At 42.6% G+C, this 6,918-nt stretch carries 6 protein-coding genes; 2 read left to right on the forward strand and 4 right to left on the reverse strand.

Going from position 1 to position 6,918, the window contains the following annotated elements:
• The first annotated feature begins 1 nt into the window (after nt 1).
• Both AC3A8L_RS06335 and AC3A8L_RS06340 read left to right on the forward strand, forming a co-directional pair.
• On the forward strand, nt 2-1,990 hold the full coding sequence (locus tag AC3A8L_RS06335; RefSeq protein WP_487961390.1) for a sensor histidine kinase: 1,989 nt from the start codon (nt 2-4) through the stop codon (nt 1,988-1,990).
• A complete protein-coding gene (locus AC3A8L_RS06340; protein WP_487961391.1) occupies nt 1,980-2,663 on the forward strand; it encodes a response regulator transcription factor in 684 nt (227 codons plus the stop codon). Before AC3A8L_RS06335 ends, AC3A8L_RS06340 begins: the two co-directional genes overlap by 11 nt.
• 120 nt (nt 2,664-2,783) lie before the next feature.
• Here AC3A8L_RS06340 and AC3A8L_RS06345 read toward each other — a convergent pair whose 3' ends face one another.
• From AC3A8L_RS06345 to AC3A8L_RS06360, 4 genes are all read right to left on the reverse strand, one after another.
• On the reverse strand, nt 2,784-3,182 hold the full coding sequence (locus AC3A8L_RS06345) for a c-type cytochrome (protein WP_487961392.1): 399 nt from the start codon (nt 3,180-3,182) through the stop codon (nt 2,784-2,786).
• Between the two features lie 68 nt (nt 3,183-3,250).
• Nucleotides 3,251-3,574, reverse strand: a complete 324-nt coding sequence (locus AC3A8L_RS06350) for a plastocyanin/azurin family copper-binding protein (protein ID WP_487961393.1) — start codon at nt 3,572-3,574, stop codon at nt 3,251-3,253.
• 91 nt (nt 3,575-3,665) lie between these two features.
• Nucleotides 3,666-4,727: a cytochrome-c peroxidase gene (locus AC3A8L_RS06355; RefSeq protein ID WP_487961394.1), complete on the reverse strand. Its 1,062-nt coding sequence runs from the start codon at nt 4,725-4,727 to the stop codon at nt 3,666-3,668.
• Nucleotides 4,728-4,743: 16 nt separating this feature from the next.
• The gene (locus AC3A8L_RS06360; protein WP_487961395.1) at nt 4,744-6,369 is read right to left on the reverse strand and encodes a methyl-accepting chemotaxis protein; all 1,626 of its coding nucleotides are present in this window, start codon (nt 6,367-6,369) and stop codon (nt 4,744-4,746) included.
• Nucleotides 6,370-6,918: the final 549 nt, after the last annotated feature.

The following is a 6,918-nucleotide window of genomic DNA, read 5'->3' on the forward strand; positions in this document are numbered from 1 at the left end:
CATGTTTATTCCCCAACCCCTCAAAAAAATTGCTTCTCCTTTAACGTTAATTTGGGTGTTGGGGCTTTTTACGCCGATTGTTTGTTTATTGTGGTTTATGTTGCACGCCATCGATAATGAACGCATAGGCATTAAAAATCGTTTAGATCAATTGCATAAGTACAACGCACAACAAGCCGTTCAAGCCTGGGAAGCACAATGGAGGCAATCGACTGATAATGCGCTAAAAGAGATCACAGGGCTGACTCCAGCACTACAATTTCAACAAGCCACAACCAAATGGAATTTCGATTCTGCCATTATTTACACAGAAAATACCATTAAATACCCCACCTTAGAATCGCCTAATCCGCCAGCCTTGCACAACACACCGACACTTGAAAAAGCCAAACGACTAGACTTCGTCGAAAAAAATAAGCGACTAGCACGCGATGCTTACATTCAGGCCAGCCAAGCATCTAACGACAGAACTGAAGTTTTACAATTACTGGTACTTGCTGCGCGTAGTGAATACCAAGCAGGTAGTATTGCACTGGCCTACAACAGTTACCGCGACCTAAGATTCAAACTGGAAGCCGAGAGTGCCACCCAACAATACAATAACAATGATCTATTAACCGTTTTACCCGCAGTAATACGGGCTATTGAAATAGCGCTGAAACACGATGATATTCACGATAACAAAGCGCTACTTGTCGAGGATTTACATTGGTTAACCGACCGGCTAAACAACTATTCAGATGCTCAACTCCCCTCGCGCCGAAGAAGTTTTCTAATGTCCAAAACCCAGGACTTAGCGGATGCACTAAAGCAACCCATTAGCTTTCATACGTTTAATGCCGAAGTCCTGAGCTACGCGTTACTCACACACCCCAATGGCATTCCTTCTTGGTTTGAAACCCCACAACAGCAAACACTCGTACAAATAGCGGCGGCATCCGCTGACGTGAAATTATTTGTTACACTCGAAAACTTAACCAAAAGCTTGCAGCGACACCTCGATTCGCATTTTCAGGAAAATACGGCTATCGCACAGATCAATCGCATGGCTACTCAACAAAATCAAGACCTCATATTTCAAACACAAACTATAACGTTGAGTACAGAGGCCTTTGTTGCCATCCACTGGGCCTCCACTACCGATTACCAAGATACCTTTAGTAAACGCCAAACAACTTACATCGCCATGGCCACATCAGTTATCGCCTTCTTGTGCTTCTGTGCAATCTTTACCTTGCGCTATTTACAGCGCCAAAATCGTTTAAGCGAGCTAAAAAACGATGCTATCTCAACTATTGCACACGAACTTAAAACACCGTTAACTTCTATCAGGTTGCTACTGGACAACCTGATAGCCAACCCACGCAACATTGACAAAAACACCCAAGAATACGTCACGATTATTAGCCAAGAGCACGATCGACTCAGTAGCCTTGTGGATAACTTTTTAACCTTTTCACGCTTCGAAAATAATCAATTTCGCTTAAACGAAGAACTTCTCGATATTAATGATTTGGTCAAGGAATGCTGCCAGCTCTCGCACGAAAGGATTCAAAAGCAATCTGTCACACTCACATTAGACTTAACCCATCAACCACTTCCCTTCTACGGTGATAAAAGCCTACTGTTAACAATTTTTATTAACTTAATAGATAACGCCTGTAAATACTCCGTCGCACCCAAAAAAATCACCCTAACAACACAGCTATCGAAAAATACGATGTACTTAGCCGTTACAGATAATGGTATTGGTCTATCGAGTAACGATCAAAAGCACGTCTTTGATCAATATTTTAGAGTAGAGCAAAAGTTAAGCAGAACAACTGAAGGTAGCGGACTTGGGCTTCATATTGCACAAAAAATTGCGCTAGCGCACAAAGGTAAAATTACTGTAACGTCTCGCTTAAATACAGGCAGCACATTTACGCTATGCCTTAAACGGGATAACTTACCCACGGATAACCCGCAGAAAAATCACTATGAAACCTAGAATACTCATCATTGAAGATGACTACGCCATTATCCGGGGCTTAAAAGACAGCTTCAGCCATCAAGGTTACGAAGTTACCACGGCCATGGACGGCGAAACCGCCATCGATACCGCGAAGCAACAGCCATTTGATCTGATATTATTGGATATTATGCTGCCCAAGCGTAACGGCTTTGAAGTCTGTGAAAGCATTCGTGCGGCAGCCATTGATACACCGATTATTATGCTTACAGCAAAAGGGGAAGAGGCCGACATCGTTCGCGGCTTAAACATTGGCGCCGATGACTACATTACCAAACCCTTTAGCGTTAAACAGCTGCATGCTAAATGCGCTGCATTTTTACGCCGCTATAAACAAGCAGAAGCCCCCGTACTCACCTTTAGTCATTTCACTTTAAACGCAGAAACACGCGACTTAACCAACACTCTCACCCAGAAAAACACGGCATTAACGCCCAAAGAATACGCACTACTCCACTTGCTGTTACGCCGAGAAGGGCAAACATTTACCCGAGAAGCCATATTACAAGCGGTATGGGGCGATGGCATACTGACGACTTTTCGCAGTGTCGACCGCTGCGTAAACACCCTAAGAAAGAAAATCGAAAAAGACACCAAAAAACCTCAATTTTTACATTCTATTCGAGATGTAGGCTATCGCTTCACACAATAATTTGAATCGACATACGTTATTAGGGTAATGGCATTGAGGCAGGAGTCCAGATTAAAATAACACAGCAGTTATCGGGGAGCAGCATATGACGGAGTCGTTAATTTTAAATTCCACTTCACACTACAATCTCAAACTAAACACATAATCGACAACAGCCTGTACTTGCTGCTCGCTAAGTTCCCCACCCCAAGCGGGCATCTGAGGGGATCGTTGCATTGCATTGCCGCCGAGCGTGACGATGTCTTTCATATAATCTATTGAGCGTATGCTCTTTGTTAAATTAGCCGGTGGTGGTGCGGTAATGACTTTTGCCAAGCGTCCATCCCCCTTCCCTGTGGCCCCATGGCAAAGCATACAATTGAAGGCGAAAATATCAGCGCCCTTTTCCATATTGAGTACTGGCTCTTCGGCATAAATAGGTTGCAAAGAGAATCCCGCGCACAATAAAAAGGCCTTGAAAGTAAAAGACACTTTACGCAGAACATTCTGGCAAATAAAAACGTAACAGCCGAAGAACATATTGTGATTCCTAAAAAAGTCCTGCATATGAAAAAACTACAGGTCTACTGGAAAAATTGAAATTTAAATCATTCAACGGTTATTATCATAATCATTTCGGGGTGCACTGCGCACTCCACTTCCACTTCTCCAGCCGCATCAAAGGCAACATCCCGGGCCACACCTTGCTCATAGGACCCTAAGTCAAATAACTTAGCATCAGATAAACTAAAAACATTGTGAAAGAAAGGGTCTTCGTTTTTGAACGATACCGTATCGCCGACTTTAATAGAAAGTGTTTCCAGGGTAAAGGCTTTGTCTTTTTGCCCCACCACGAAATTTTCAGCGATCACTAAAGGAGAAGCAGTAACGATCAATAAAGTGGCGGATAAAAAAACCCGAATACTTTTCATAAAACCTCCAAAAAAAAACTTGAAAATTAGAAGTACAGTCAAACAACACCCCAAAATTGTAAAAGCTAAGTACTCATATTAAAATTATTGACTACTCTAGGGGTAATTCAGGTAATGTAATTTCAGAAAAGGGTGATTCTAGGGTCGTTAAAAAATCAGCAATAGCTTCAGATTCTGACTGGCTTAATGTTAACGCTTTAAAATTAGGCGACAAGTTCGTTTTCACCTCGCCCCCTTTAATATAATGTGCCATAACGGCATCTAATGTTTTTGCAGAGCCATCGTGAAAATAAGGTGCCGTACGTGTAATTTCACGCAGTGTTGGCGTTTTAAATGCGCCTTTCATTAAACCAATAGGTTTTTCGCTGTGCCTTCCCATATCGGGTTTATCAGCACCAAAAGAAAGTAAACCTATATTATGAAAACCGTTATCCGTAAAATTTGGCGCACTATGGCAAACACTACAATTACCCTTTTGGGGGTCCACAAATAACTTAAAGCCTTTAATTTGTTTCTTCGTCATCGCCTTTTTATCGCCCTGCACCCAACTATCGAATTTAGAATTACGGCTAATAACTGTTCGTTCGTAACTGGCAATGGCTTTAGCAACCAACTCACCCGTTATCGGTTCACCAGAGTAGGCCCCCTTAAAAGCCTTTTGATAACCCTTGCTAGCATTTAGAAACTCCAGCAATAGCGTTAAATCCATGTTCATTTCTTGCGCGGCCGTAATTGGCCCCAACGCCTGATCTTCCAGTGTCTTCTTGCGCCCATCCCACATTTGAATTGAGTTATATGCCGTATTAATTACAGTGGGTGTAGCCCGTGCTAGCATTTCACTTTTTGCGCCCCGCGCCGTTGGCAGTGCATCGCCCCAGCCTAAACTCGGGTTATGGCAGGTTGCGCAAGACATATTGCTATCGCCACTTAAGCGAGGGTCAAAGAATAGCTGCTTACCCAACGCAACCCTTTTGGCGGTAGGCTTATTGTTTTTGGGGTATGCTGGGGCTTCCGGTAACAACCAATGCTGTAACGATGCATGGCCAGGCTTAAACACCATTTTGCTATCCAACGCTGTACTCGCCTGCAGTGCACTGGCATAACAGCTTACAAGTAACAAACCGCCCAACATTATTTTATTTTTAACGACCATAAATAAACCCACCCGGCTAACCTTTAAAATGCTCGATAGAGGTTGTTAAGCTTCGACTAATATTGGCTAATTGAATAGACAAATCATCTAAGTTCTCAACACTCTGGTGACTACTACTTGAAACCTCTGACAAATTCTTAGAGGAATTTAATATCCCATCAATCGCTTTAATTTGAGCCGCATTGAGGGCTTTTAGCGCCTCTATATAACTTAATGTTTTGTCGGCATTTTGGCTGGCGTTAATGGTGCTATCAGAAGCGTGCGATAAACTGGTTACATTGGTATCAATTACAGTGCTTGCATTAGCCAAGGCATCAACAGCACTATCAACGTTTTCACGCATATGAATCGCTAAACCCGATATTTCTTCAACGGCCACACTAGAGCGCTTAGCCAAGGTACGAACCTCATCAGCAACCACGGCAAAACCACGCCCTTGCTCGCCAGCCCTGGCGGCCTCAATTGCCGCATTAAGCGCTAGCAAATTAGTTTGCTCAGAAATATCTCGGATAGTCGAAGTAATCTCGGTAATGGTTTTGGCTGAAGCGGATAACTTACTCGTTTTTTCAGCTGCGGCACTCATTTCATGTTTAAAGCGGTTAAAACTTTCGAAGGTCGCCTGAATATCTTCACTGGATTGCATGCAGGTAGATGATGCCAACTTAGAGCTTTGAATACTTGTCTCAAGATGTTCATCCACATCACGAGAAATTCCATTCAGCTCATCAATTTTTTCGTCGATACGACAAATTTGTTGATGCACCTCTTCTGACTGGCCACGCGTATTATTAGAGACGGCCTCTAAAGAGTGAGAGTTTTCATTCAATATATCGATTTGAAAAATAATACCACGGACAATAAGCTGAACTTTTTCCAAAGCACCGTTTAGCAGCATTATGGTATTACCTAATTCATCCTTGTGGCGATAGCCTACCGTGGGTGTTAAATTACCCTTAGAAAATTCGTCCATTGCGCGACGAATACTCACAAAGCCACCCAACAGTTTTTGGCTTAAATAGAACGTATAACCCAGTACAACGCACAAACTAAGCAAAGCCAATACAAAGATGATTTTAATCAACTGTGTATTATCTTTTCTCTGCTCTAGTGCCACACCGTTGAGTACTGTTAACTCCTCGGCAATACTTTTCTCGGCTAAAATTAATAGCTTCGCGTTCAAATCAGACATATTAAGAATAGCATCGAGTGCTTCAGAGTCTCTATTCTTCTTAGCTAAACCTATCACCTTCAACTGCAGCGGTTTAATTTTTGAGTATTCTGATTTCAAAGTTTTTGCTGACTGATTAGCATCACTCACTTTCACCAAATGATGCACCTTCTCCTCAACCATCGAGGCATACCTTATAGTCGAAATAGCCAGCATCCTAATTTGCTTTTTTTCATTAGCCGCTATCGTTTCTTGTAATGCTTTATTGAAATTGAGCAAAGCGTTTAAAACAGCAACAGCTTCGCTCTGTCGCGACGAAAATGTCGACAATGAATCGCCCATTTCCTTGGCTTGTTTATTGAGACTATAAGCCATAAAACCGCCTACAATCACGCTATTGAGCAGCGCAAAAATACACAGTAATAGCAACTTAGCTTTCCATGACCGCAAAAACTGGTGCAATGATGTAAACATTCTCCGGCCTAATTTCAAATAGATGCATATAAGGGACGAGGCAATAATAGTTTATCCAATTAGGCGAAGAGATCGGCTTTCTTATCGAGGCGCTTAAAGGGGCGCATGCCGGGGCATGTAACGCTTTGAGCAACGAAGGTAAGGATGCCGAGATCAAGCATTAGTGGATGAAATATTGTTTCCTCGTCCCTAAAGCCTAGCTCATTCGCCCAAGCCTTCAAGGAATCTCACGATGTTATTTTTTGGCAACACTAAGCGCGGTCTTTTAAGCCTAAGAAACACAGAAAATACTATAAAGCGGGGATAAATCGGGGTAATTGGAAATAACACGGCATAAAGGGTTTAAGGTACGAAGAAACAATCTTTACCCGCTAATGCTTGAAATCGCCACCCTTACCTTCGTTGCTCAAAGCGTTACATGCCGCTGCATGCTTCCCTTTAAGCGCATCGATAAGAAAGCCGCTTCGATAACTGCTACTCGACATTACGCTCCACGATAACTGCTTATATGGACCCACCCTGTCAAACAAACTATTTAAACTGTCTAGA

It is taken from the genome of Marinagarivorans sp. (assembly GCF_982758155.1).

Excerpts from the sequence above, each read along its gene's own strand:
- AC3A8L_RS06335 (WP_487961390.1), top strand. The coding sequence starts at position 2 with ATGTTTATTCCCCAACCCCTCAAAAAAATTGCTTCTCCTTTAACGTTA.
- AC3A8L_RS06340 (WP_487961391.1), top strand. The coding sequence starts at position 1,980 with ATGAAACCTAGAATACTCATCATTGAAGATGACTACGCCATTATCCGG.
- AC3A8L_RS06345 (WP_487961392.1), bottom strand. The coding sequence starts at position 3,182 with ATGTTCTTCGGCTGTTACGTTTTTATTTGCCAGAATGTTCTGCGTAAA.
- AC3A8L_RS06350 (WP_487961393.1), bottom strand. The coding sequence starts at position 3,574 with ATGAAAAGTATTCGGGTTTTTTTATCCGCCACTTTATTGATCGTTACT.
- AC3A8L_RS06355 (WP_487961394.1), bottom strand. The coding sequence starts at position 4,727 with ATGGTCGTTAAAAATAAAATAATGTTGGGCGGTTTGTTACTTGTAAGC.
- AC3A8L_RS06360 (WP_487961395.1), bottom strand. The coding sequence starts at position 6,369 with ATGTTTACATCATTGCACCAGTTTTTGCGGTCATGGAAAGCTAAGTTG.